Below are 24,513 nucleotides of genomic sequence, written 5' to 3' on the forward strand. Positions count from 1 at the left end.
CTATGCGACCACTGATCGATTTCAATTCCGGCTGGCTCTTCGAAGGCAAGGACACCGTCCGTCTGCCCCACAATGCGGTGGACCTGCCCTTCTCCTATTTCGACGAGAAGGCCTATCAGCGCGAATTCACCTACGAAAAGCGCTTCGCTGCCGATCCGTCGTGGCAGGGCCAGGAAGTCTCCGTCGTCTTCGACGGCGCCATGGCCAATTCCCGCGTCTATCTCAACGGCACGGAAATCGCCGCCCATAAGGACGGCTACACCCCCTTCGAAGGCCGCCTCACTGGCCTTCTCAAATCCGGCGAAAACGTCCTCAAAGTCGTTATCGACGGCAGCGAAAACCCCGCCATCCCGCCCTTCGGCGGTCAGATCGATTACCTGACCTATGCCGGCCTCTACCGCGAAGCCTGGCTGCGCGTGACCTCCAATATTTTTGTCGGCAACGGCAAGATCGAAACGCCCAACGTGCTGGCCGACAGGAAGTCCGTCCGCGCCCGCATCGAACTATCCAACCCGCAGAACCTGCCGCTCTCCGGCACCCTGGTCGCGACCCTCAAGGACGCTTCCGGCAAAGCGATTGCCACCACCGATGCCGCCATCTCCGGCGCTTCGGTCGACGTCGCCTTCAAAGACCTGACCGGCATCACCCTCTGGGACATCAAAACCCCGGCGCTCTACACGCTTGAGGTCACTTCAGACACCGCTGCTGGCCAGGACACCGCCAACTTCCGCTTCGGCTTCCGCAGCGCCGAATTCACCACCGAGGGTTTCAAGCTCAACGGCAAGCTGCTGAAACTGCGCGGCCTCAACCGCCACCAGTCCTTCCCCTATTCCGGCTATGCGATGGGCAAGTCGGCCCAGGTGCAGGATGCCGAAATCCTGAAACACCAGCTGCACCTCAACATGGTGCGCACCTCGCACTATCCGCAGAGCCACTATTTCCTCGACCGCTGCGACGAACTTGGCTTGCTCGTGTTCGAAGAAATCCCCGGCTGGCAGCATATCGGCCCGCTGGAGTGGCAGGACGAGTCGGTCGAAAACGTTCGCCGCATGATCACCCGCGATTGGAACCACCCTTCCATCGTCATCTGGGGCGTCCGCATCAACGAAAGCCAGGACAGCCACGATTTCTACGTCCGCACCAACAAGCTGGCCCGCGAACTCGACAGCACCCGCCCGACCGGCGGCGTCCGCTACATCACCGATAGCGAGCTGCTCGAAAACGTCTACACCATGAACGACTTCATCCTCGGCAACGAGGAATGGGGTGGCAATCGTCCGCGCACTCCGCTGCGCCCGCAGCAAGAGGTGACGGGTCTCGACCGCGTCGTGCCCTATATGATCACCGAATATGGTGGGCACATGTACCCCACCAAGAGTTTTGATCAGGAGCAGCGCCAGGCCGAGCACGTTCGCCGCCACCTCGAGGTGATGAACGCCGCCTATGGCGATCCGCAGATCGCCGGTTGCATCGGCTGGTGCGCTTTCGACTACAATACCCACAAGGACTTTGGCTCGGGCGACCGCCTCTGCCACCATGGCGTCATGGACATGTTCCGCGAGCCAAAATTTGCCGCCTTCGCCTATGCCAGCCAGTGCGAGCCCGAGGAAGAAGTCATCCTCAAGCCCGTCACCTTCTGGGCCCGCGGCGAGCGCAATATCGGTGGCGTGCTGCCGCTCATGATCCTCACCAATTGCGACGAGGTCGAGCTGACCTATGGCAATAACGCGCCCAAGCGTTTCCGCCCTGATCGCGAAGCCTTCCCGCATCTCCCCCATGCGCCCGTCGTCATCAAGCGCGAGCACCTGACCGACGAGGAACTCGGCCTCTGGGGCATGTCCTGGGAAGACGCCGTCATCACCGGCTACATCAATGACCAGGTGGTAAAGACGGTAAAGTTCATCTCCGACCCGATCGCCACCGAACTCCAGGTCTCCCCTGACCACACCGAACTCGGTGCGGAAGGCGATACGGTGCGCGTCATCATCCGTGCGCTCGATCAGTCGGGCAAGAAGCTGCCCTTCTTCCCCGAACCGGTTTCCATCGAAGTGTCGGGCGCCGCCGAGCGTCTCGGCCCCGGCCTTGTGCCGCTGCGGGCTGGTTCCACCGGCTTCTGGCTGCGGACCACCGGCAAGGGCCCGATCACCGTCACCGTTACCAATGAGCGGCTCGGCCGCACCGTCACCACTCTCACCGCCGTCTGAGGATTACCAATGTCCGGTCTAAAACTCCGAAATGTGAAGAAGTCCTTTGGCGCGGTGGATGTCATCAAGGGCGTCGATCTCGACATCGAAGACAAGCAGTTCGTGGTTTTTGTCGGACCCTCCGGCTGCGGTAAGTCCACGCTCCTGCGCATGATCGCCGGTCTCGAACAGATCTCCTCGGGTGATCTGTTCATCGGCGACAAGCGCATGAACGAGGTCGATCCCGCTCATCGCGGCATCGCCATGGTGTTCCAGTCCTACGCGCTCTATCCGCATATGACTGTCCGCGAAAACATGGGCTTCGCCCTCAAATTCGCGGGCCGTCCCAAGGAAGAGATCGCCAAGCGTGTCGACGAGGCCGCCCGCATTCTCGAACTCGGAAAACTGCTCGACCGCCGACCCGGCCAGCTCTCCGGTGGCCAGCGCCAGCGCGTCGCCATCGGCCGCGCCATCGTCCGTCACCCCGATGTGTTCCTCTTCGACGAACCGCTTTCCAACCTCGATGCGGAACTGCGCGTCCACATGCGCATCGAAATCGCGCGGCTCCACAAGGAGCTGAACACCACCATCATCTACGTCACCCATGATCAGGTCGAAGCCATGACCCTGGCCGACAAGATCGTGGTGCTGCGCGATGGCATCATCGAACAGGCCGGCTCGCCACTCGAGCTTTATGATGATCCGGACAATCTCTTCGTCGCCGGCTTCATCGGCTCGCCAAAAATGAACCTCCTCACCGGCACCGCCGAAGCCGGCGGCATCCGCCTCGCCGATTTCCCCGAACACCTCGTGCCCTCGCCCGTTGCCGTGCCCGCCGGCACCGCCGTGACGGTCGGCATCCGCCCCGAACACTTCGACCCCACCGGCTCTGCCGCCCTCGACACCTCAGTCGAAATCATCGAACACCTCGGCGGGGAAACCTACGCCTACGCCCGCGGCGCCGGTTCCAACCTCCTCACCATCGCCACCGACAACAATCGCACCCTCAAGACCGGCGACCGCTACCAGGCCAGGTTCAACCCCGCCTCGCTGCTCGTCTTCGGCAAGGACGGCAAGCGCCTGCGCTAACGACGCCCCGCACCACACGCCATTCCTTCCATTCCGTCGTCATTGCCGGGCTTGTCCCGGCAATCCATCTCGCCTCCACATGGACCACCGGGACAAGCCCGGTGGTGACGATCGTCGAGAGCGAAGAAGCCTTCCAAAGCAAAAGTACGCGGCGCCCCAAGGACTCTGGCCCTCCGGCCATCGTCTCCCTCCCCTTGTGGGGAGGGATCAAGGGTGGGGTAGGGATGCACCCAAGTTAGCATCGTTGATGGGGGGCCGGTCGCCTTGGGCACGCGCTGTTCCCTCAATTCCCACCGTGTCATCCCCGCGAAAGCGGGGACCTCTGTTTCAAAACCGGGGCTCCCGCCTTCGCAGGAATGACATCACAGGGAAAAATAAAGCACTGGCCCCCGCCGCGAACACCTCCCATGGCGCCAGCCCCTAGTCCGCCCTTCCACCGGAGCCATCCAGCCCACCCACCCGATCATTCTCCTCCCCCTCCAACGGCCGATGCCCTTGCATCCCACCCCACCCTCCTTTAACATGACCAAACAAATCATATTAAAGACGGGCGGCTCCAGCCATTGCCCGGAGCCGCCATGCACGAAAATGCCGACACCGCCGCCGATCGCGACAACGGAGATATTCTCCATCAGCGCGTCCTGACTCTCTTCTGCGAAGCGCTGGAAGTGAACCAGTCCCAGCCCATGGATGTGCTCGAACATCTCGCGACGGCCCTCGGCAAGGTCTATCGCGAAGTCGCCGACTCCCACCTGCCGCCGCGCAACTGCGTCTGCGGCTGGGAGCCCGCCGAATATTCCGACGTGCACTCCCTGCAGTTCGCCCTGGCCCGCGCGGCCCTTTCGCGCGACGCGTCCTCGCTCGCTTTGTCCCCTGTCATCGGCCACGCCTGAGCATGTCCCACACTCGACCCTATCGCATTTTCAACGCCGCGCTCGCGCGTTCCGAAAACGTCACCCCGCACCTGCGCCGCATCACCTTCGCCGGCCCGGAAATCCGCGAAATGACCACTTGGGCTCCCGACCAGCGCATCAAGATTTTCTTCCCCACCGACGACGGCCGTGTGCCCGACATGCCGGACGCCGAAGACTGGTACGCGACCTACAAATCCGTCCCCGTCGCCGAACGCGTCCCCATGCGCACCTACACCATCCGCAACCTGCGGGCCGATCAGGCCGAAGTAGACGTCGAATTCGTCCTCCACGGCGAGAATGGGCCCGCCTCGCGCTGGGCCACCCACGCCAGGCCGGGCGACAAGGTGCAAATCTCCGCCCCCAATCGCCGCTCTGAAAAGATTGGCGGCGGTTTCGAATGGAAGCCGCCTGCCGACCCGCGCCATGTCCTCCTCATGGCCGACGAAACCGCCGTTCCCGCCCTGGCCGGCATCCTCGAAGAACTCGCCGCGCGCAAAAGCCCGCCACCCTGCGAAGTCTTCGCCGAAGTCGCCGACCGCGCCGACGCTCTGGCCCTGCCCACTTGGCCCGGCCTTAACATCAACTGGCTCATCCGCCACGAAGAGGGCGACCCGCGTCCCGGCGATCTCCTCGTCGCCGCCGTCGACCGCGCCAAGCTCCCCGCCGCCAATGCCGAGCAGACCGCAGTCGAACTCGAAACCATCGACATCGACAAGAACGTCCCTTGGGAACTGGCCAAAGCCACCGAAGGCGCCTTCTACGCCTGGATCGCCGGCGAGTCGGAAGCCATCATGTCCATCCGCCGCCTTCTCATCAAGGAGCGCGGCATCGACCGGAGCCTCCTCAATCTCATGGGCTACTGGCGCTTCGGCAAGGTCTACGAATAGGCCAAAGCCAGGCTTGCGCCCGCGCGAAGTTTTTCTTTCGCGCCCCCACGCCGGCAAGGCTCTATCCTGCGCGCGCTACACCGGAGAATCGCGCGTGACTGAAACAGCGAATGCCGAACGGGTGATCGACATCCGCACCTTCTGGCAAGCCGTCGGCCTCCGCGCCGTCGGCACTGCCATCGTCACGGCCGAGGCCAAGGACGGCCCCCGCGGTTTCCTCGCGCTCTCTGCCACCCATCTCTGCGCCGAACCGCCCATGATGATGGTCTCGGTCGACAAGAAGACCTCGGCCCTGCAGACAATGCTCGATGGCAACCACTTCGCCATCAACTACCTGTCCACTGCTCAGGCCGACCTCGCCGGTCCCTTCGGCGGCAAAGGCGACCTCAAGGGCGCTGACCGTTTTAGTGTCGGCTCCTGGACCACGCTCGCATCCGGCGCTCCTGTGTTGGAAGGCGCGGCCGGCGTCATCGATTGCCGCATCGAGGAAGTCATCGAACGCTTCGGTACGGCCATCGTCATCGGCCGGGTTTTGGACTTCTCCTCGACCCCAGACACCACTCCACTCGTCTCCTTCAGGGGGAAGACACTCTAGAGTCACCAATTCAGCCCAAAACGGCACTCACTGCTAACAGTCTGCTAGCTGATTGGGCCCCTAAAGGGCCGATCGGGCATAGAGCCTCTTGTTAAGAAGATTGATCGACTTTATCTACCAACTGCGCGAAAATTTCGCGCGGCTTGAAGGATGGTCGGTTCGCTATGCTCACCAACAAGGGCAAATATGGTCTGAAGGCTCTGGGCCACCTCTCCGGCGTAAAACCCGGCGATTTGGCCATGGTCGGCGACATCGCCGCGACCAACAACATCCCCAAAAAATTCCTCGACGCCATCCTCTCCGAGCTACGCAATGCTGGCTTCGTCTACTCGCGCAAAGGCAAGTATGGCGGCTACTATCTTGCTCGCCCGCCTGAAGAAATCATGATCGGCCACGTCGTCCGCGTGCTCGATGGTCCCCTCGCGCCGATCCCCTGCGCCAGCAAAACCCGCTACCAGCCCTGCGCCGATTGCGACATCGAAACCTGCCGCGTCCGCAAGCTGATGTTCAACGTCCGCAACGCCATCGCCGAGGTCCTGGACAACACCAGCCTTGCCGACATGCAAGTCGCCGGCGGCATCGAGAGCATCAGCAACGACCTCGTCGCCTAACCCAGCTTAAAGCCGAGCTTCCGCAGCACGACCGTCAACCGCTCCCGCCCATTGAGCGCCGGGGTCGTCGCAGCGCGCCGCGTGACCAGTTCCGTCCAGTCGACCAGCGGCATGCTCTGCTCACTCTGAAACGATTTTAGCGTTTCATTATAAGTGTTTAGGTCTTCCGGTCGCGCCGCGTCGCCATAGCGCTCATGGTGCAAAACCGAACTCTGCGGCAGCCGCGGCTTCACCTCAGACTCGCGCTCCACATCCGGATAACCCACCGTCAGCCCAAACACCGCCACCGTTTCAGGCGGCAGGCCAAGCTCACTCGCCACAGCCTCCGGACTACTGCGAATTCCCCCGATATAACAAGAGCCTAGCCCCAGCGAATTAGCCGCCACCACGGCATTCTGCGCCGCCAACGCCGCATCGATCGCAGCGACCAGAAAACTCTCGAGATAGTCGAGACCATCCCCCGGCGCACCATTCTGCGTGGCGATGGCGCGTGCCCGCGCAAGATCGGCCACCCAGATCAGAAACAGCGGCGCCTCGTCGATATGCTTGTTCGATCCAGCCAGTTGCGACAGCCGCGCCTTCCGCGCCGGGTCCTGCACCGCCACCACGCTCCAGGCCTGCAGATTGGACGAAGTCGGCGCCGATTGTGCAGCCGCTACAAGGGTTTCGATGAGACCCACCGGCAATTGATCCGGCAAATAGGCCCGCGCCGTCTTGTGGTCGAGCAGCACATCGAGCGTCGCCGACCACGGCCCGCGCGGCAACGGCGCCCGCTCGCCATAGCGCCGACGGAATTTCAGCGCACGCATCTCAAGCGTTTCGACGCCTTCGTCCACAAGCGACATGTCTAGTGCAGCTTGGGAAAACCATGGCGCTCAGCGAGCAGCGCCAGGATGCGCGATGTTTCGCTGATGAAGTAGTTCCCATTCGCCTCCCGTGCATCGGCCGGCGGATTGTCGCCGAAAACCAGCACCGGAAGCCCCTGATTTTCCTCGCCGATGAGTTCGATCACCGGCTGGCGCGGCCGGGGGAAGGGCAGGCGGATTACGTCCACCTTCTCCGCCAGAGCTGGAAAGCTCGCCAGGAGTCCCTCGACCTGATTGCAATAGGGGCAGACAAATGGCCCGTCGTCGCGCCTGGGATCGTCAAAACCCGGGGCGATGAGAAAGATTTTGTCCTTGGTCGTCATATATTTGGCTTTCGAAACGCAGCTTATGCGGGGTAGGGCAGGCCATAACGATCCCTGATCGTTTTGCCTTCATATTCAGTGGGATAGACACCACGATCCTGCAGGATCGGCACGACCTTATCGACGAATTCCTCGATGTCATCCGGCGCCCGTGGCGGCTGGTAGGTATAGCCATCCACTGTGCCGTCGGCCCAAAGGTCGATGATCTGATCGGCCACTTCCTCTGCCGTACCGAGCACCAGCCGGTGATGCCCTTCCGAGCGCCGCACAGCCTCGCGCGCCGTAAGCTTCTCATGGGTCAACAGATCGGAAAGCCCGAGCCCCATGCCCACGGCCTGCAGCCGGTTTGGATCGGGAACGAAGCTTTCGCCGTCGAGCACCACGTCCGGATCGAAGGTATCGGGATCAAGCCCATTCTCCTTGATGAAGCGCTTGATGAGCCCATCTTCCGAGCCCGCGCCACTGAAGAGTTCATGCTTGCGCAAAGCCTCTTCGCGCGTCTCGCCGACAATGGCGACGAGCCCGGGAACGATGCGGATTTCCGATGTGTCGCGGCCAACTTCCTTAGCGCGATCAAAGACTTTCTTGCGGAAAGCCTGCCCGGCAGGGCGCGAGAGAATGTTGCAATAGATGATCTCGCCGTGCCGCGCCGCAAGGTCGATGCCGCCTTCCGAAGCGCCGGCTTGGGCGATCACCGGATGCCCCTGCGGGCCGCGCGGCACATTGAGCGGACCCTTCACCGAAAAATGGTCGCCGACATGGTCGATGGCCTGAGCCTGGCTCGCATCCCAGAACCGTTCGGGCGGCACTTCGCCCGCACGGCGCGGATCCCAGCTCGCCCAGAGTTTTTTGGCGACATCGAGAAATTCTCGCGCCTTGGCATAGCGCACATCACGCGGTGGCAGCGGTTCGCTGCCAAAATTGGCGGCCACAGCGGGATTGAACGAGGAGACGATGTTGATGATCAATCGGCCCGCCGAAATGATGTCGGTCGATTGCGTCCGCCGCGCCAGGTTGTAGGGCGAATTATAGGTCGACGACATGGTCGCAACGAAGCCGATATCGGGCACCTGCGCCGCCAGCGCCGTGACCAGGATCAGCGGGTCGATCGTGTGAAACGGCCGGCTGTTCGGGTCCGTCATCAGCGCCGGATGGTCCGAAAAGAAGACCGAGTCAAAGAGTCCACGATGGGCCAGCTGAGTAAGCCTCAGATAGTAGGCGGGATCGGTTATCTCCTCGCGCGTCCCGGTGCGATATTTCCAGCCTGCGCCAAGATATCCGGTCGTGTTGATGCCGACATTGAGATTGAGCCGGCGCTTGTAAGTGGTCATGTCAAGTTCCCAAGCAGTCGGCTCAATAGGCCGCCGTGAAGCGGCGACGCACGTAGCGGCCCTGCTCCAGCTCATCGAGAATGGCCACCGCGAAATCGGCCTCAGAAATGCGGCTATTGCCTTCCGCGTCGCGCAGGAGCTGGTCCTCGCCGAGACGGAATTTCCCGGTGCGTTCGCCGGCTTTGATCTCGAGCGGCGGCGAGACATAGGTCCAGTCGAGATCATATTCGCCACGCTTGAGGGCGCGCACGATCTCGCGGTTGCGCAGCGTATGGGCCTTGTGGTTAGCGGGGTAAAAGTCGCTGTCGACCACATCAACTCCAGGGCTGGCTTCAAGGCTGCCGACCCCACCCACGAGGATGATCCGCTTTACCCCGCCCAACTTGACGCCCTCGAAGAGCGATTCATGGGCGCGGCGGATGAGTTCGGCTGCCTCGTCGGCCGAGTATTTCCGCAGACCCGGGCTATAGGCTGAAATCACTGCATCATGGCCAGAGACGATTTTCGCCACGGCCTCGGTATCGGCAAGGTCAGCCGTGAGCGCGGTGAGATTATGAGCCGCTTCGAGCGGGCTCGAATTGGTGACGGCGGTGACGCGCAGACCGCGCGACAGGGCTTCCTTGCGGATATTGCCGCCGATATTGCCGGAGGCGCCGAAGACGACGATGGACATGGAATGGGGCTTTCTATGGTTCTACTCGGCGGCAACGCCCTTGAGGGCGCGACCGGCGGCGATATTGTTCTGCATGGCGGTGAGCGAAGAGCGCACGGCCTCGTAGCCGTGCTCGCGCATGGCGTTTTCGTAGTCGTGGAGCGCTGAGAGGATGGGCTTGCCGCTCTGGCGGGCGGCCACGAGCTGCGGCACGAGCAGGCCCGTGTCGTAGAGCGCCGTATTGCCGCCCAGCGCGCGGAAATAGGTCATGGCGTGAATGGAATCGCCCAGAAGCGTCACCGGGCCGGTTTCCCAAATCGCACCCGGCTGCGAAGAACGCACTTTGAGGAGGGCGACGGTCGACGGATCGGTGTGGCGAATGAGCTTGAGAATGCGCTCGTCCCAATGGCTGATCTTTGCAAGCAGAACTTGCAGGAGCTCCGCACCGCTCAGGGTTTCGAGCACATCGTCCGGCGCTAGCTCGCCGACCTCATAGGCCGTGTTCCACCAGACGTAGCTGGTCGTGTTGTTGAAGTGGAAACCAGCAATATCCCTATGGGTCGGATCGTTCGCACCGATGACGCCATGACGGTCGAAGGCCGAAGGGTCGACGCGATGACTGGTAATCATCAGGTTGTGGCCCTCGGTTGGGCGGATATTGGCATTGGTGTCGAGCAGGACGGATTCGATGCCGTGCGCTGCGGCGACATCGAGCGTCATCTTGCCGGCAAGCCGACGAATGCCCGTGTCTATGCTCTTGAGATCAGGCAGCAATTGCCGCCGCACGGCCGAGCCCGCGCCGTCAGCGCCGACGAGAACATTGGAGCGCACCTGCGACCCATCGGCAAAGTGCGACAGCACTGTACCTTCCGGCTCGATCTCGTAGTGCAGGAACTGTTTGCCGGTCTGGACAATATCTTCCAGGTCGGAAAGCAGGATTTGCCGGAGGGTGATGCGGCTCACCGATTTTTCGACATGGGTGTCCTCAACGCCGCGACCCCAGGCGCTGCTGTCCACCGAGTTGAAATTCTCGTCGAGCACGGTGTTTTCGGTCGGAGCGCGGCCCAGCGTTGCGAGGAATGCTTCGAAGAGGTGCGCCGGCAGATTGGCCTCCAGCGCATCGAGACCGCGTTGCCGCAGGCGCAGACGAAACCCCTGCACATAGTCGGCACGTACGGTATCGCGCTCGAACACGGTCGCCTCGATGCCATTCTTCTTGAGGCCCTGGGCAAGCGCCAGTCCGCCCGGACCGCCGCCGATAATGGCGATATCGACAAAGGGAGTGGTCATGCAGCCTCGCTGCGCCGGGCGGCGTCGAGTGCGGGTGGATCAATCCAGGCAGTGACGTCGAAGTCGGCGGGAATGAAACCCCATTCGAGGAGGAAATCCTTGAAATGGGAGAGGGCGTCGATCTGCTCGTCTTCGAGCGTCAGTTTCAGGTGCCGGTGGACATTCGGGCCATTGGCGGCCCAGATCGCTTCTTCGGCGACGCCGATTTCCCGAGCGATGAAACGCACCGTGTCCTCGGGATGCGCCTCGGCCCAGGCGCCGACACGATCGACTGTTGCCACCAGTTCAGCCACGAGATCGGGCCGCTCATCGGCGAATTTCGCATCGACAGTCAACGGGCGCGGCGTGCCATTGTTGATGCGGATGCGGGCATCCGGATGGAAGCCGAATTCCGAAACGACGGTCGCGCCGATCTGATTGGCCAGCACCAGGCCTTCGGCGCCCTTGACGAAGAAGGCGTCGATCTCCCCGCGGGCGAGAGCCAGCAGTTCCTCGCCATAGGGATAGCGGCGCTTGAGGCCGAGGAAGGCCGCATTGCCGATTTCGAGCAAAGCCGGCTCGCGCGCATCGAGATAGACGATCTCGACATCGCCAGCCGTCAGCCCTTCGAGCGAAAGCGCCGAAACGATGCCCTTGAGAGCCGTAGCGCGCTGGAAATCGACGATCCCGGCGGTCTGCCGCGGTACGCCGACCTTGCGGCCCTTGAGGTCCTTGGCCGACTTGATGCCGGTTGCGGGGAGAGAAATAACCGCCTGGAACTCATCGGTGGTCGTGATGCCGACGATGCGGGTTTCCCGTCCGCCCGAACGCGCCCAGATCGGCGGGATATTGCCACCCTGACGGAAGGACCAATCGAGCGCATGCGTAAAGTGGCTCTGGCGAACGGCCGGGTCTTTGCTGTCGCGGATCGAGGCCACTTTGACGCTATGGCCGCCAAACGCCTCGTCAACCCAGCCAAGCTGAGCGGCGATAGAAAGCGGCGTTGGGGCAGGGCAGCGCGTGTACCAGACGGATTTGGGTTCCTGGCTCATTTCTGTTTCCTCAGGCGCTGGCAACGAGGCGCGGACGCGTCGGCGTGCGCACGGCGACCGGTTCCACCGGCTCGTCCCTGCGGGCCGCATAGCGGGCGAAAGCGCCCTTGGCCAAAATGGTGCGGATCATGTTGTTCTGCGGCGCATGGGCTTTGCCCGAGATCGCGTCGCGATGGTGCCGCTCGAGCGGATGATCGCGGCTGATGCCGGGATTGCCGCCAAGATCGAGGGCCAGCGTCGTCGCCAGAATGGCGTTCTCGATGACCACATGCTTGGTCGCGGCCGAATCCGAGCCGAAGGGTCGACCCGCATCAAAGTCCTCGGCAATCGTGCGCAGCAGGCGTCGATTGGTCGCGAGCCAGACTTCGATCTGGCCGACGCCGTCCTGGATACGCGGTACGGTCGAGAGCGGCGCGCCGAGGCTAGCTGGAGCGCGCGTGCTGGTGAAATCCACCAGCCAGTCGCGTGCCGCCCGGGCTGCGCCGTCATAGATCGAGGGGACCAGGGTAAAATACCAGGCGCCAAGCCGCTCATCGCGCTTGAGGCCTTCGGTGGCCGGAGCGATGTCGAGCACGTCGTCGATATCGATGGCGACGTCGTCGAGGATCAGGTCATGGCTGTTGGTTGCGCGCATGCCGGTGGCGTTCCAGGTCTTTTCGACGCGGATGCCGTCGGCATCGGTCGGCACGAGGAAGGAGCCGAGGCGCGGTTCCGGCTCGTCGGTAACGGCGAGCACGGAAACCCATTTGAGGAGAGGAATGCCGGTCGCATAGGTCTTGTGGCCGGTGATGCGCCACTGATTGCCCACCTTGCGCGCCACCGTTTCCGGCAGGCTGCCATGCGAGGGCGAACCAACACGCGGCTCGACCTGTGCGGCATTGATGAGGGCCACGCCTTCGCGATTAGCCTTGGTCACGCGCTCTATCAGATGTGCGGGCCACTTGCCCGAGGCGCGGATGCCATAGTGCTGACTGTAGTGCATCGCCAGCACCAGAGCGGTGGATGGCTCGCCTTGCGCCACGGCGGAGACGACCGCGAGCGCTTCGGTTAGCCCGCCGCCAAGGCCGCCATGTTCGGTTGCCGTCACGAGGCCGAGCAAGCCCGCCTCATACAAGGCATCGAAATTGGCGAAGGGAAACTCGCCGGTCTCGTCATAGTGCCCGGCGGTGAGGGCAAAGCGTCGGCCGAGATGCTCGGCCTTGGCGATATAGGGGGTGAAATCGGTGGTCATCGGTGTCCTCGGAATTCAGGCGACGGCGCGGATATCGATGCCGTCCCAAGGGCGGCGGTCGACCCAGGCGTTGATGTCAAAATCGCGTTCGAGGAAGCCCCACTCATAGAGGAAGTCCTTGTAGTGACCGATGGCGTCGACCAGCTCCGGCTCGAGGCCGAGCCCCAGATGCTTGTGCAGATCCGGCCCATTGGCCGCCGCCACGACTTCCTCGGAAGCGCCGACTTCGCGGGCGACGAAACGGCGAACCTCATCGGGATGCGCCTCGGCCCAGTCGCTGGCGCGATGTAGCGTTTCGATGAGGCGCGCGACGAGGTCCGGCCGATCTTCGGCAAGGCGTTCGTCGACAGTCAGCACGCGTGGCGAGCCGGAATTGATGCGGATCTTCGGATCGGGGTGGAAACCGAATTCGACGACCGTATGCGCCGCGATGAGATTGGCCACGGCAATGCCGCCGGTTCCCTTCACGTAGATGGCATCCACCTCGCCGCGCAGCAGGGCGGCAATTTCGGCCCCATAGGCCTGGCGGTTGCGTAGCCCATAAAGCTGCGGTCCTTCGCGGCCATCGAGCACGGAATCGGTCAGCGAGATGTCGACGATCTCCACCTGGTCCTGGCGCAGGCCTTCGAGCGACAGGGCGGAGACGAGGCCCTTGAGCGCCGTTGCTGCCATGAAATCGACGATCCCCGGCGGGCGACGGGCGATGCCGAAGCGGCGACCGATCAGGTCCTTGGTCGTTTTGATGCTGCTGCCGGGCAGGGTGATGATGGCCTGGAACTCATCGGTCCAGGTGATGCCGACAAGGCGAGTCGGATTGCCTTCCGAGCGCGCGCGGATCGGCGGAACATTGCCGCCGTGGCGGAAGGAGTAGTTGAGGTGATGGTCGAAATGGCTTGACCGGATCGCCCGATCCTTGCTGTCGATGATCGAGTTGAGCTTCACGCCCTCTTTGGCAAAAGCTTCTTCCAGAAGGCCCAATTGTACCGCCAGACCAACCGGAGTGGGCACGGGGCAGCGCGTGTACCAGATCTCGGAAATCGTGTTCTTGATCGTCATGCCTCGTCTCCTGTTGGCGGGAGCAGGTTTTTCCAAACCGGCATCCTAATGCGTTTGTCTGTTTCCGTCGCGCCCTATGAAGGGCAATGAATTTGCGTCAATGTTCAGAAATGGCCGATCTGTAAGAAGCTGGTTCCTGAAATGGCGCAAAGTCAGGATGAATTTGCCAAAGCAGATTTGACAAAGCCTATAAAACTAGTCAACATAAATTTCGCAGGCTGAACCCCGGAGCCGAGCGCCGCTCTTTCCGGATGCCGCAAGGACCCCGTTACTCTTATCGAGTGAAAGAGAAAGCGCTCATGTCAGCTCTGCTGCGCATATTGAGGACGTTGCGACGCACGCTTTTGCAAGCGGTGCCCACTGTTCTCGGCATCATCATTCTCAACTTCTTCCTGCTGCAGCTCGCCCCCGGCGACGCAGCCGACGTGATGGCTGGCGAAGCCGGTTCAGCGACCGTTGAGACCATGCAGGCGCTGCGCGAGCGCTTCGGTCTCGATAATCCGGTGCTCGTGCAGCTTGCTAATTATCTCGGCAATCTCGCCCAGTTCAGCCTCGGCTTTTCGCCGCGCTACGGCATGCCGGTGACCGAGTTGATCGGGCAGCGCCTGCCCGGCACGTTGACGCTGATGGCCATGGCTCTTGCCATCGCCATTCTCATCGGCCTGACACTCGGTTCGCTGATGGCGGCCTTTTCCGGCCGCCTGCCGGACCGCCTGCTTTCCATCTTCGCGCTGCTCTTTTATTCCGTGCCCGGCTTCTGGATCGGCCTGATGCTGATCGTGCTGTTCTCGGTGACGCTGGGCTGGCTGCCGAGCGGCGGCGCAGGGACTATCGGCTCCTCCTATACTGGCTTCGCTGCCATCATCGACAAGGCGCGGTACATGGTGCTGCCGGCGACCTCGCTCGCACTCTTCTATGTCGCGATCTACGCTCGCCTGACGCGCGCTGCCATGCTCGAGGTCAAGAACCAGGACTTTGTGCGCACGGCTTACGCCAAGGGGCTCTCGCCCGCGGTGGTGACCGTCAAGCATGTGCTGCGCAACGCGCTGATCCCAATCACCACCATGGCCGGAATGCATGTCGGCGGCATGCTCGGCGGAGCCGTGGTCGTCGAGACTGTCTATAGCTGGCCCGGCCTCGGACGCCTCGCCTTCGAGGCCGTGATGGGCCGCGACTACACCGTTCTTCTGGGCATCCTGTTGCTGTCGTCCATCCTGGTCATTCTGGCCAATGCGCTGGTGGATATCGCTCAGGCTTGGCTCGATCCCCGCATCGGAGAGCAGAAATGACGACCGAAACCGCCGTCACGCATGCCGTTTCGCCAATTCAATCGCGCGCCAGCGCCACCCAAGCCGAAAAGCCGGATGCCTCTCAATGGCATAACATCAAGGCGCCCGATGCCCGCACCACGCGCACTGCTACGGTGTCCGTGCCCGCCGGCCGGCGCGAACTGGCTGCCTTCCTGCGCAATCCCAACGCGCTTTTCGGACTGGTGTTTCTGTCCCTGATGGTCGCCGCGGCCCTTGTCGCGCCGCTCGCCTTTCCCGGTGATCCGCTCGGCATGGTGGGCAAGCCATTCCTGTGGCCCGGTCAGGAAGCAGCCTTCCCGCTCGGAACCGACTCCATGGGCCGCAATGTGCTGGCCGGTCTCTTCCATGGCGCGCGCATCTCGCTCTTTGTCGGCCTGACCGCAACGGCCCTAGGCCTCGGCGTCGGCATCACCGTCGGCTCGCTGGCCGGCTATTTCGGTGGCTGGGTCGATGACGTGCTCGTGCGCATCATCGAAATCTTCCAGACCCTGCCGAACTTCGTGCTGCTGGTCGTGCTCGTCGCCATCGCCCAGCCCTCGGCTACCACCGTTTCGGTCGCCATCGCCATCGTTAGTTGGCCCATGGTGGCGCGCCTCACCCGTGCGGAGTTCCGAGCCATCCGTGAGAAGGACTACGTTGTCGCCGCGCGCAGCCTCGGCTTCCGCCACCCGCGCATCATCTTCAAGGAAATCCTGCCCAACGCACTGCCGCCGCTGATCGTCACCGCCTCGGTCATGGTCGCGACCGCTATCCTCATGGAATCTGCCCTCAGCTTCATGGGCCTGGGCGATCCCAACGTCGTCAGCTGGGGCTCGATGATCGGCAATGGCCGCGAGCTGATCCGCACCGCCTGGTATCTCACCTTCCTGCCGGGCCTCGCCATCGTCTTCACTGTGCTCGCCCTCAACCTGATCGGCGATGGTCTCAACGACGCGCTCAACCCGCGCTTTTCGGAGGAACGCTCGTGAGCCCCGCATCCAGCCGTCTTCTCGAGGTCGAAAACCTCACCGTCCGCTTCGGCTCTGCCGATCCGGTCCGTCACCTGAGCTTCTCCGTCGATCGCGGCGAAACCGTCGCGGTGGTGGGGGAATCGGGCTCGGGGAAATCGCTCAGCGCCCTGGCCCTGATGCGCCTCCTGCCGCGCAATGCGCAGATCCCCAATGGTCGGATCACCTTTGAAGGCACCGACCTGCTGAAACTCTCCGACCGCGACATTCGGAAAGTCCGCGGCAGGGAGATCGCCATGATCTTCCAAGAGCCGATGACCAGTCTCAATCCGGTCGCCACCATCGGCAACCAGATCGTGGAAGTTCTGCGGCTCCACGAAAAGCTGAGCAAGAAGGAAGCGCGCGCCCGCGCCATCGAACTGCTCAACCTCGTGAAAATCCCGGACGCTGAAAAGCGCGTCGACGATTTCCCGCACCAGCTTTCCGGTGGCCAGCGTCAGCGCGTGATGATTGCCATCGCAGTGGCCTGCAAACCCAAGCTGCTGATTGCCGACGAACCGACCACGGCACTCGATGCGACCATTCAGGCGCAGATCCTCGAACTGCTCGACGAATTGCGTCGCAAGCTGTCGATGGGCCTGCTGTTGATCACACACGATCTCGGCGTCGTCTCGCGCTGGAGCGATCGCGTCGTCGTCATGTATCACGGTGACAAGCTCGAAGAGCTGCCCGCGTCCGAACTCTTCTCGCCCGATCGCCACCCCTATACGCGCGGACTGGCTCAAGCCTCGATCCGGCTCGAAGACGGCGTGCACTACACCTCTCGCACCCTCTCCGAAATCCGCGTGGTCAAGGATGCCAACGGGCACAACGACTACCAGATCCGCCAGCCCGTCCCCCGCGACCTGCCGCCAGTCGCCAATGACGACGAGCCGATCCTGCAAGTGGACGGCCTCTCGGTCACCTACCGTACCCGCAATCGCGAAAACCGCGCCCTCGACAAGGCCACCCTTACCCTAGCCAAAGGCGAAACTCTTGGGATCGTGGGTGAATCCGGTAGCGGCAAATCGACCCTGTCGAAGGCCATCATGCGCCTCGTCAACGCCGAAAGCGGCAGCATCCGCTTTCAGGGACAGGAGATCACCGGCCTCGGCCCCAACCAGCTCCAGCCGGTTCGCCGCGACCTGCAGATGATTTTCCAGGACCGCTTTGGGTCGCTCAACCCGCGAAAATCGATCCGCGACATTCTCGAAGCGCCGCTGATCGTCCACGGCGTGCGCGACGCTGCCGAACGCCGCCGTCGCATCGACGAAACTTTTGAGCACGTGCGCCTGCCGCTCTCGGCGGCGGATCGTTATCCGCACGAATTCTCGGGTGGCCAGCGCCAGCGCATCGGCATCGCCCGCGCCCTGATCCTGCGCCCGTCGCTCGTCATCTGCGACGAGCCGGTGTCGGCGCTCGACGTGTCGATCCAGGCGCAGATTCTCAATCTTCTGGTCGATCTCAAGCGCGACCTCGGGCTCAGCTATCTCTTCATCTCGCACGATCTGGCGGTGGTCCAATACATTTCCGACCGCGTCATCGTGATGAAGGATTCCCGCATTATCGAAGAGAGCGACCACAAGACCATCTGGCGTCAGCCCAAGACCGACTACACCCGCGCGCTCATCGCCGCTGCGGCCGGCGGCGAAACGCGGAGCAGGGCGCTCGCTTCCTGACCTCAATTCCACCTTCAATACCAAAGACCATGGTGTCGGCTTACGGCACCACGAACAGGGAGTTTTCCATGGTCGACTATCGCTATCTCGGTCGCAGCGCGCTGAAAGTGTCGCCGATCACCTTGGGCAGCATGATGTTCGGCAATCAGACGCCGGATGACGTCGCCTTCCGCATCATCGACAAGGCGCGCGAACAGGGCATCAATTTCATCGATACGGCCGACGTCTATCACGATGGCAAGTCTGAGCAGACGGTCGGCAAGGGCATCAAGAAGCACCGCGACGACTGGGTGGTCGCCACTAAGTTCGTCAATTCGCGCGATCCAAAACCCAACAAGGGCGGCTATTCGCGCAAGTGGGTCTACGAGACCGTCGAGAATTCGCTGCGCAATCTCGATACCGACTATATCGACATCATCTATTTCCACCGTGCCGTGTTTGACGCTTCGCTCGAAGAGCCTGTCCGCGCCATTGCCGATCTGATCAAGGCCGGCAAGCTGCGCTATTTCGGTGTGTCGAACTTCCGCGGTTGGCGCATTGCCGAGGTTGCCCACCTCGCAGACCAGCTCGGCATCGATCGCCCGATCGCCAGCCAGCCGCTCTACAACATCGTCAACCGCACCGCCGAAGCAGAGCAGCTTCCGGCCGCTGTCGCCAACGGCCTCGGCAATGTCTCCTACAGCCCGCTCGCTCGCGGCGTGCTCACCGGCAAGTACAATGTCGGCGAAGCGGCCCCGGCCGATAGCCGTGCCGGCCGCGGCGACAAGCGCATGCATGACGTGGAATTCCGCGAAGAATCCATCGAGGTCGCCAAGAAGGTCGCTGCCCACGCTGCCGCCAAGGGCACGACGGCTGCCGACTTCGCGCTGGCCTGGGTGCTGAACAACCAGCTCATCACTTCGGCCATCGCCGGTCCGCGCACTGAAGAGCAGTGGGATGGCTACATCCGCGCTCTCGATGTGAAAATCGACGCCGACGACGAAGCGCTCGTGGATAGCCTCGTGGCGACCGGCCACCCCTCCACTCCGGGCTTTACTGATCCGGGTCACCCCGTCGAGGGTCGCGTGCCGCGCTCCGCCGCCAGCTCCGCGCAGATCATTCCGCTCAGCCGCACCCAGCGCGTCGCCTAAGCACTTCGGATTGCACTCAAGAGGGCCGGCAACTTGCCGGCCCTTGTCGTTAGCGGCGGGCAAGAAGAAGCATTTTCTTCTTCGAAGGGGCCGATTTTCCCGCCCACGAACTCGCTTTGGGCCCATCATTGCGTGTTGGCGCGAAATTTTTTCTTTCCGCGCGTCCGGCGGCGTTGAGTGTTTTTCCGCCCGCTGCCTCAGTTCGTAATCCATTATCTCGATAAAATAACTAGACATTATAAAGTCATCCTGCCTCGCCGAATTGGGGCCCCAGTTTCCACGTCGCTCCACAGAGCGGCACGCAACGGACAGGACCAAAAATGACGACTTCCAAATCTCGTGGCGTGCTCGCCCCAACGCGCCGCGCCTTCCTGCTTTCCACGGCCGCACTCGCCCTTGTCTCGACGCTGCCGGGCTTCGCTTTTGCCCAGAGCGCGACCCCGACGCCAGGCGGCAGCGTATCGATCAACATCGGCACGGAGCCGCCGGTTCTTGTGCTCATCGCCCACACGGCAGGCGCCGCCTACTACATCAGCGGCAAGACTACCGAAGGTCTGCTGACTTATGACGAAAACTTCCAGCCCCAGCCGCTGCTCGCCACCGAATGGGAAGTGGCTGAGGATGGTCTGCGCTATGCCTTCAAGCTGCGCGAAGGCGTGAAGTGGCACGACGGCAAGGACTTCACCGCTGAAGACGTGGCCTTCTCCATCCTGGCCCTCAAGGAACATCACCCCCGCGGCCGCGCCACCTTCGCATCGGTCGAACAGGTCAATGTCCTCGGCTCGCACGAGGTCGAACTGATCCTCTCCAAGCCCGCGCCGTTCCTGCTGACCGCCTTCGCCAGCTTCGAGGCGCCGATCGTGCCCAAGCACCTCTATGAAGGGACGAACGTCCCGGAAAACCCGCACAATGTTGCGCCGGTCGGCACGGGTCCCTTCACCTTCGTCGAATGGGTGCGCGGCAGCCACGTCATTCTCAAGAAGAACGAAAACTACTGGGGCGAGGGCAAGCCCTATCTCGACCAGCTCATCATCCGCTTCATCGTCGATCCCGCCGCAGCCGTTGCTGCCATTGAATCGGGCGAAGTGCAGGTTTCGGTCGCCAACGTGCCGCTTACGGATATCGAGCGCCTCAAGGCCAATCCCAACCTTGTGGTCGACACCCGCCCGGCGCCTTATTCGCCGAGCATTGCGCGCGCCGAATTCAACCTCGAAAATCCCTACCTCGCCGACATCAAGGTCCGTCACGCCATCGCGCACGCGATCGACAAGGATTTTATCGTCAACACCATCTATCTCGGCTACGCCACCCGTCTCGACGGCCCGGTGAGCCCGGATCTGGCGCGCTTCTTCAATCCGGACGTGCCGAAATATGAATTCGATCCGGTCAAGGCCGAGGCATTGCTCGACGAGGCCGGCTACCCGCGCGGCGCCGATGGCTTCCGCTTCAAGCTCTTCGTCGATCCGACCCAGCCCTCGGGCCCGCCAAAGCAGACCGGCGAGTATTTCGTCCAGGCACTCGCCAAGGTCGGCATCCAGGTCGAGCTGCGCACGCAGGATTTTGCGACCTTCGTGAAGCGCATCTTCACCGATCGCGACTTCGACATCGCCATTGAAGGCATGAGCAATCTTTACGATCCGACAGTTGGTATCCAGCGCCTCTACTGGTCCAAGAACTTCAAGGTCGGCCTGCCGTTCTCCAACGGCTCCAAGTACGAAAACCCGGAAGTCGATCGTCTGCTCGAAACTGCAGCCGTCGAGATCGACCCCGCCAAGCGTCTGCAACTGTTCAACGATTTCCAGCGCATCGTGGTCGAAGACCTGCCGACGCTCGACATCGTCACGCCCGCGTCGATCACCATCTCCGACAAGCGCGTGCAGAACCTCAAGCTCGGCGCCGAGCACCTCTGGACCAACGGCGCGGACATCTACCTCGCTTCGTAGCGTCGTCAGCCTGCCGGGGATTGTCCCCGGCAGGAGTCTTTTTGTGCAGGATTTTCAATGACCGTTGTGCCCCAAAGCGTCTGGTACGCCCATTCACCCGCCGTCGCGCCGCTGATCGTTGCCCTGCATAAGGGCTGGCTTGCCGATGGGCTCTCCCAGCAGGGAATTGGCTTCCAGTCGGTCAGCGGTCATGCCGATCCGGCCATTCGACGTTCCTATTCGGACCACCACCTCAATTTCCAGATCCGCCAGGGCGGCAATGTTCCTGCCCTATGGGCGCGCTCGAACGGCGCCAACACCCGCCTCGTCGGCCTCACCTGGACGCAGGAATTTCAGGCCATCGTCACTTTGCCCAAGACTGGCATCAAGACCGCCAAGGACCTGACCGGCCGCCGCTACGCTGTGCCGCGCTTCGCGCCGCTCGGCTATCAAGTGCTCGCACCCTTCGCCATTCGCGGCCTCGTCAATGCACGTGCCGCCGAAGGGCTTGATATCGCCGGCATCGAACTGGTCGACGTGCATGTCGGTCGCGACGCTGCCGGGCAGGGCGAAACCTTCGGGCGCTTTGCGCCAAAGCGCCTCGCCATCTATGCCGATGAATCCCTCGCGCTGCTGCGCGGCGAGATCGATGCCTTTTACGTGAAGGGAAGCGAAGGCATTGCGGCGGCTAGCTTTATTGGCGCCAGCGTGGTTAGCGAATTCGGTTTCCATCCGGACATCAATATCCGCGTCAACGCCGGCACGCCGCGCCCTCTGACGGTGGACCAAGCCTTCATCGATGCTCGACCCGACCTAGTCGATCTGCTGGTGGGCGAGATCGCCAGTGTCGGCGATTGGGCTAATGAGAACCGCGCTGAGGCCATCGCTATCCTGGCGCGGGAGAACAATGTCGGCGAGCAATTCGCCAATCTGGCACTGGGTGACGACCTGCGCACGGCCCTCGGACTGACGCTGGAAGTCGGCGAGTTGCGGGCCTTTGAGGCCTATAAGCAGTTCCTCTTGGAGTGGAAATTCCTCGACAAGGATTTCCCGCTTGATGCCTGGGTGGCGCCGCAACACCTTGCCGCAGCACAGAATTTTCAGAAGACCAAGGCCCGACCATGACCGCTGCCGCCCAAAAGATTTTGTCCGTTCCGCGCGGCCCGAGCCGGGAAGAACTGCTTGCCCGTATCCCTGCTTTGGTCGCCGAAATCGCAAAGGGCGCAGCGCAACGCGATCTTGATCGCGAATTGCCGTTCGAGGCGTTTCGGCTGTTCCGGGAGGCCGGGCTTGGCGCATTGCGGGTGCCGGTGGAATTGGGCGGGCCGGGTGGTTCGGTGCCTGATTACATCGAGTTGATCGCGGCCTTGGGATCGGCAGATTCCAATGTGGCTCATGCACTTAGGTCGCATTTCAACTATGTCGAGAACCTGGTTCTTACAAACGCCGACCAGCGCGATGCGGGGGCTATCGAGAGCGTGCTGGAGGGCAAGCTGTTTGGTGGGGCGCATACCGAGCAGGGCACGGCGCGGCCGGGTGAGGTAACGACAAAAATCGTAAAGGTTGGAAGCACTTGGCGGCTCAATGGGCGCAAGTGGTATGCGACCGGAACGGCCTATGCCGACTATGCTTCGTTCAGTGCGGTCAATGAGGCGGGCGAGACGGTTGGTGTGCTGCTGCCGGTGGATCGGAAGGGGATTGAAATCCTCGACGATTGGGATGGCATGGGGCAGAAGCTGACCGCGAGCGGCGGTGTAGTGCTTGATAATGTTGAGGTTTTTGAGCACGAGTTTGCGCGCCGGAGTCTGGAAAATCAGGTCGGCCGGCACTGCTCGACGCTGCGGCAGTTGCATCTGGCGGCGAGTGCGGCTGGGGCGGTGCGGAACGTTTTGAGTGATGGGATCGACTATGTGAGGAAGCAGGCGCGGTCGGCGGCGCATAGTCCGGCGGCGACGGCGCGAGAAGATCATTTCGTTCAACAGGTTATCGGCGAGATCGCGGCCAATTCGCTGGCGATTGACACCCTGATTGCCGAGGGTGCGAAGGCGCTGCAGCATACCGCAGATACGTTCGCAACGGGTGACGCCGAGGCTATCGAAACGTCCCTTATTGCTAGCACACTGGTAACGGCGAAAGCCCAATTGGTTATTGGTCAGCTAGGACCGCGCACGGCCGAGCGCATGTTCGAACTTGGTGGCGGTTCGGCGACCTCGAGAAAGTACAATTTCGACCGTCACTGGCGAAACATTCGGACCGTGCTCAACCACAATCCGCTGCTGCACAAGTCGCGCATTGTCGGCGACTACATCCTCAACGGCACGACCACCCACTTGAAAGAGGGCAAGGTGTTTTGATGGCCGAACTGTTTCTGATTACCGGTGCAACCGGGAAACTCGGTCGGGTGCTGACGCCCAAGCTGATCGGTGGTGGGCATCGGGTGCGCGTGCTGACGCGGCGGCCGGAAATGGCGCGCGAGCTTTATGGCGACAAGGTCGAGATATCGGAGGGGGATTTTTCGGTTCCTTCCTCGTTGCCGGCGGCGCTGGACGGTGTGAGTCGGGTGCTGCTGCTCTCGCCGATCAGCGAGCGGTTGGCTGAGGACCAGATTGCGTTGGTCGATGCCGCCAAGGCGGCAGGCGTGACGCGGATCGTGAAGATTTCCGGTTCGGATTGGACTGTCGGGACGTCGTTCTCGGGCGATGCGCACAAAAGGGTGGAAGATCATCTGGCGCAGTCGGGGCTCGAATATGTGGCGGTGCGGCCTAACGCCTGGCTGCAGGTGTCGCTCGCGGTGGTGGCGGCGCAGATCAAGCGGGGTGAAGCCATTGCGGCGCGACATGGGGCCAAGGTTGGCTATGTCGATATCAGGGATATTGCCGATGTGGCGATCAGCCAGCTTCTGGCGCCGAAGGTGGCGGCGAGCCCGCTGGTGATCACGGGGCCGGATTCACTGTCCATTCCCGATATTGCGGGACTGGCGACGCGGATTATCGGCAAGCCGGTGGGTGTGTCTTCGGCGGTGGCCGGGTTGCCGGCAGGTGTTGAAGGGTTTGAGGCTCAGGTGGTGAAGCAGTTCTTTGTGGTGATTGCACAGGGTGGTGCGGCCGGGCTGACCGATACGGTCGAGAGGGTGCTGGCGCGGAAGCCGCGGAGTGTGGGGGCGTATTTGACGGAGGAACTGGCCTAGCCATACACTCGATGTGACACCCTCCCCTTGACGGGGAGGGCTGGGGAGGGGTGTTCACGACCACAGACATCGTGGCTCCCGCACCCCCTCCCGTCCTCCCCCGTCAAGGGGGAGGTGTCGCGCCGGTGGGTGGGGATATGTCGAGTTCTCTTTCACCGTGTCATCCTCGCGTAAGCGGGGATCTCCGTTTCTGGAGCAGGGATTCCCGCTTTCGCGGGAATGACACTGTGGGGCGGCCTA

22 protein-coding genes are annotated in these 24,513 nt (G+C 62.4%); 14 read left to right on the forward strand and 8 right to left on the reverse strand.

The window, feature by feature from the left end; all coding sequences use genetic code 11:
* Positions 1-2: 2 nt before the first annotated feature.
* From NVV77_RS04375 to NVV77_RS04400, 6 genes are all read left to right on the forward strand, one after another.
* Positions 3-2,204, forward strand: coding sequence for a glycoside hydrolase family 2 TIM barrel-domain containing protein (locus tag NVV77_RS04375; RefSeq protein ID WP_295411113.1), 2,202 nt, complete (start codon positions 3-5; stop codon positions 2,202-2,204).
* A gap of 9 nt (positions 2,205-2,213) precedes the next feature.
* Positions 2,214-3,272, forward strand: coding sequence for an ABC transporter ATP-binding protein (locus tag NVV77_RS04380; protein WP_295411114.1), 1,059 nt, complete (start codon positions 2,214-2,216; stop codon positions 3,270-3,272).
* A gap of 578 nt (positions 3,273-3,850) precedes the next feature.
* Complete coding sequence (locus tag NVV77_RS04385; RefSeq protein WP_295411116.1) at positions 3,851-4,165, forward strand: hypothetical protein; 315 nt, start codon at positions 3,851-3,853, stop codon at positions 4,163-4,165.
* A 2-nt stretch (positions 4,166-4,167) separates the two neighbouring features.
* The gene (locus NVV77_RS04390) at positions 4,168-5,073 is read left to right on the forward strand and encodes a siderophore-interacting protein (RefSeq protein WP_295411118.1); all 906 of its coding nucleotides are present in this window, start codon (positions 4,168-4,170) and stop codon (positions 5,071-5,073) included.
* 94 nt (positions 5,074-5,167) lie between these two features.
* Positions 5,168-5,668 (forward strand): flavin reductase family protein, encoded by a 501-nt coding sequence (locus tag NVV77_RS04395; RefSeq protein ID WP_295411119.1) that lies wholly within the window; start codon positions 5,168-5,170, stop codon positions 5,666-5,668.
* Positions 5,669-5,832: 164 nt separating this feature from the next.
* Complete coding sequence (locus NVV77_RS04400) at positions 5,833-6,279, forward strand: Rrf2 family transcriptional regulator (RefSeq protein WP_295411122.1); 447 nt, start codon at positions 5,833-5,835, stop codon at positions 6,277-6,279.
* On the opposite strand, the gene NVV77_RS04405 is transcribed toward NVV77_RS04400, so the two are convergent.
* From NVV77_RS04405 to NVV77_RS04440, 8 genes are read right to left on the reverse strand one after another with little or no spacing between them, the layout of a single operon-like run.
* Entirely contained in the window at positions 6,276-7,088 is an 813-nt protein-coding gene (locus tag NVV77_RS04405) for an NADPH-dependent oxidoreductase (protein ID WP_295411384.1), read from the reverse strand. The two genes, NVV77_RS04400 and NVV77_RS04405, sit on opposite strands and share 4 nt — an antisense overlap.
* 38 nt (positions 7,089-7,126) lie before the next feature.
* The gene (locus NVV77_RS04410) at positions 7,127-7,468 is read right to left on the reverse strand and encodes a DUF3088 domain-containing protein (RefSeq protein ID WP_295411124.1); all 342 of its coding nucleotides are present in this window, start codon (positions 7,466-7,468) and stop codon (positions 7,127-7,129) included.
* A 23-nt stretch (positions 7,469-7,491) separates the two neighbouring features.
* On the reverse strand, positions 7,492-8,799 hold the full coding sequence (locus NVV77_RS04415; RefSeq protein ID WP_295411126.1) for an NtaA/DmoA family FMN-dependent monooxygenase: 1,308 nt from the start codon (positions 8,797-8,799) through the stop codon (positions 7,492-7,494).
* Between the two features lie 22 nt (positions 8,800-8,821).
* Entirely contained in the window at positions 8,822-9,472 is a 651-nt protein-coding gene (locus NVV77_RS04420) for an NAD(P)-dependent oxidoreductase (protein ID WP_295411128.1), read from the reverse strand.
* 21 nt (positions 9,473-9,493) lie between these two features.
* Positions 9,494-10,741 carry an FAD-dependent monooxygenase gene (locus NVV77_RS04425; RefSeq protein WP_295411129.1) on the reverse strand — a complete coding sequence of 416 codons (1,248 nt, stop codon included), beginning with the start codon at positions 10,739-10,741 and terminating at the stop codon, positions 9,494-9,496.
* Positions 10,738-11,772, reverse strand: a complete 1,035-nt coding sequence (locus tag NVV77_RS04430) for an ABC transporter substrate-binding protein (protein WP_295411131.1) — start codon at positions 11,770-11,772, stop codon at positions 10,738-10,740. The genes NVV77_RS04425 and NVV77_RS04430 overlap by 4 nt, the downstream gene beginning before the upstream one ends.
* A 10-nt stretch (positions 11,773-11,782) precedes the next feature.
* Positions 11,783-13,003, reverse strand: a complete 1,221-nt coding sequence (locus tag NVV77_RS04435) for an acyl-CoA dehydrogenase family protein (RefSeq protein WP_295411133.1) — start codon at positions 13,001-13,003, stop codon at positions 11,783-11,785.
* 15 nt (positions 13,004-13,018) lie between these two features.
* Positions 13,019-14,059 (reverse strand): ABC transporter substrate-binding protein, encoded by a 1,041-nt coding sequence (locus NVV77_RS04440; protein ID WP_295411135.1) that lies wholly within the window; start codon positions 14,057-14,059, stop codon positions 13,019-13,021.
* Between the two features lie 299 nt (positions 14,060-14,358).
* Between NVV77_RS04440 and NVV77_RS04445 the strand changes: the two genes are divergently transcribed.
* The 8 genes from NVV77_RS04445 to NVV77_RS04480 all read left to right on the forward strand — a co-directional run bounded on the left by NVV77_RS04445 (position 14,359) and on the right by NVV77_RS04480 (position 24,273).
* Entirely contained in the window at positions 14,359-15,348 is a 990-nt protein-coding gene (locus NVV77_RS04445; RefSeq protein WP_295411136.1) for an ABC transporter permease, read from the forward strand.
* Positions 15,345-16,337 (forward strand): ABC transporter permease, encoded by a 993-nt coding sequence (locus NVV77_RS04450; protein WP_295411137.1) that lies wholly within the window; start codon positions 15,345-15,347, stop codon positions 16,335-16,337. Before NVV77_RS04445 ends, NVV77_RS04450 begins: the two co-directional genes overlap by 4 nt.
* Positions 16,334-18,034 carry an ABC transporter ATP-binding protein gene (locus tag NVV77_RS04455; protein WP_295411139.1) on the forward strand — a complete coding sequence of 567 codons (1,701 nt, stop codon included), beginning with the start codon at positions 16,334-16,336 and terminating at the stop codon, positions 18,032-18,034. The genes NVV77_RS04450 and NVV77_RS04455 overlap by 4 nt, the downstream gene beginning before the upstream one ends.
* 68 nt (positions 18,035-18,102) lie before the next feature.
* Positions 18,103-19,164 (forward strand): aldo/keto reductase, encoded by a 1,062-nt coding sequence (locus NVV77_RS04460; protein WP_295411141.1) that lies wholly within the window; start codon positions 18,103-18,105, stop codon positions 19,162-19,164.
* A gap of 320 nt (positions 19,165-19,484) precedes the next feature.
* Positions 19,485-21,107 (forward strand): ABC transporter substrate-binding protein, encoded by a 1,623-nt coding sequence (locus NVV77_RS04465; RefSeq protein ID WP_295411143.1) that lies wholly within the window; start codon positions 19,485-19,487, stop codon positions 21,105-21,107.
* A gap of 57 nt (positions 21,108-21,164) precedes the next feature.
* A complete protein-coding gene (locus NVV77_RS04470; protein ID WP_295411145.1) occupies positions 21,165-22,211 on the forward strand; it encodes an ABC transporter substrate-binding protein in 1,047 nt (348 codons plus the stop codon).
* Positions 22,208-23,440, forward strand: coding sequence for an acyl-CoA dehydrogenase family protein (locus NVV77_RS04475; protein ID WP_295411147.1), 1,233 nt, complete (start codon positions 22,208-22,210; stop codon positions 23,438-23,440). The genes NVV77_RS04470 and NVV77_RS04475 overlap by 4 nt, the downstream gene beginning before the upstream one ends.
* Entirely contained in the window at positions 23,440-24,273 is an 834-nt protein-coding gene (locus NVV77_RS04480; protein WP_295411148.1) for an NAD(P)H-binding protein, read from the forward strand. The genes NVV77_RS04475 and NVV77_RS04480 overlap by 1 nt, the downstream gene beginning before the upstream one ends.
* Positions 24,274-24,513: the final 240 nt, after the last annotated feature.

The organism is Devosia sp. (assembly GCF_024707125.1).
Classification (GTDB): domain Bacteria; phylum Pseudomonadota; class Alphaproteobacteria; order Rhizobiales; family Devosiaceae; genus Devosia.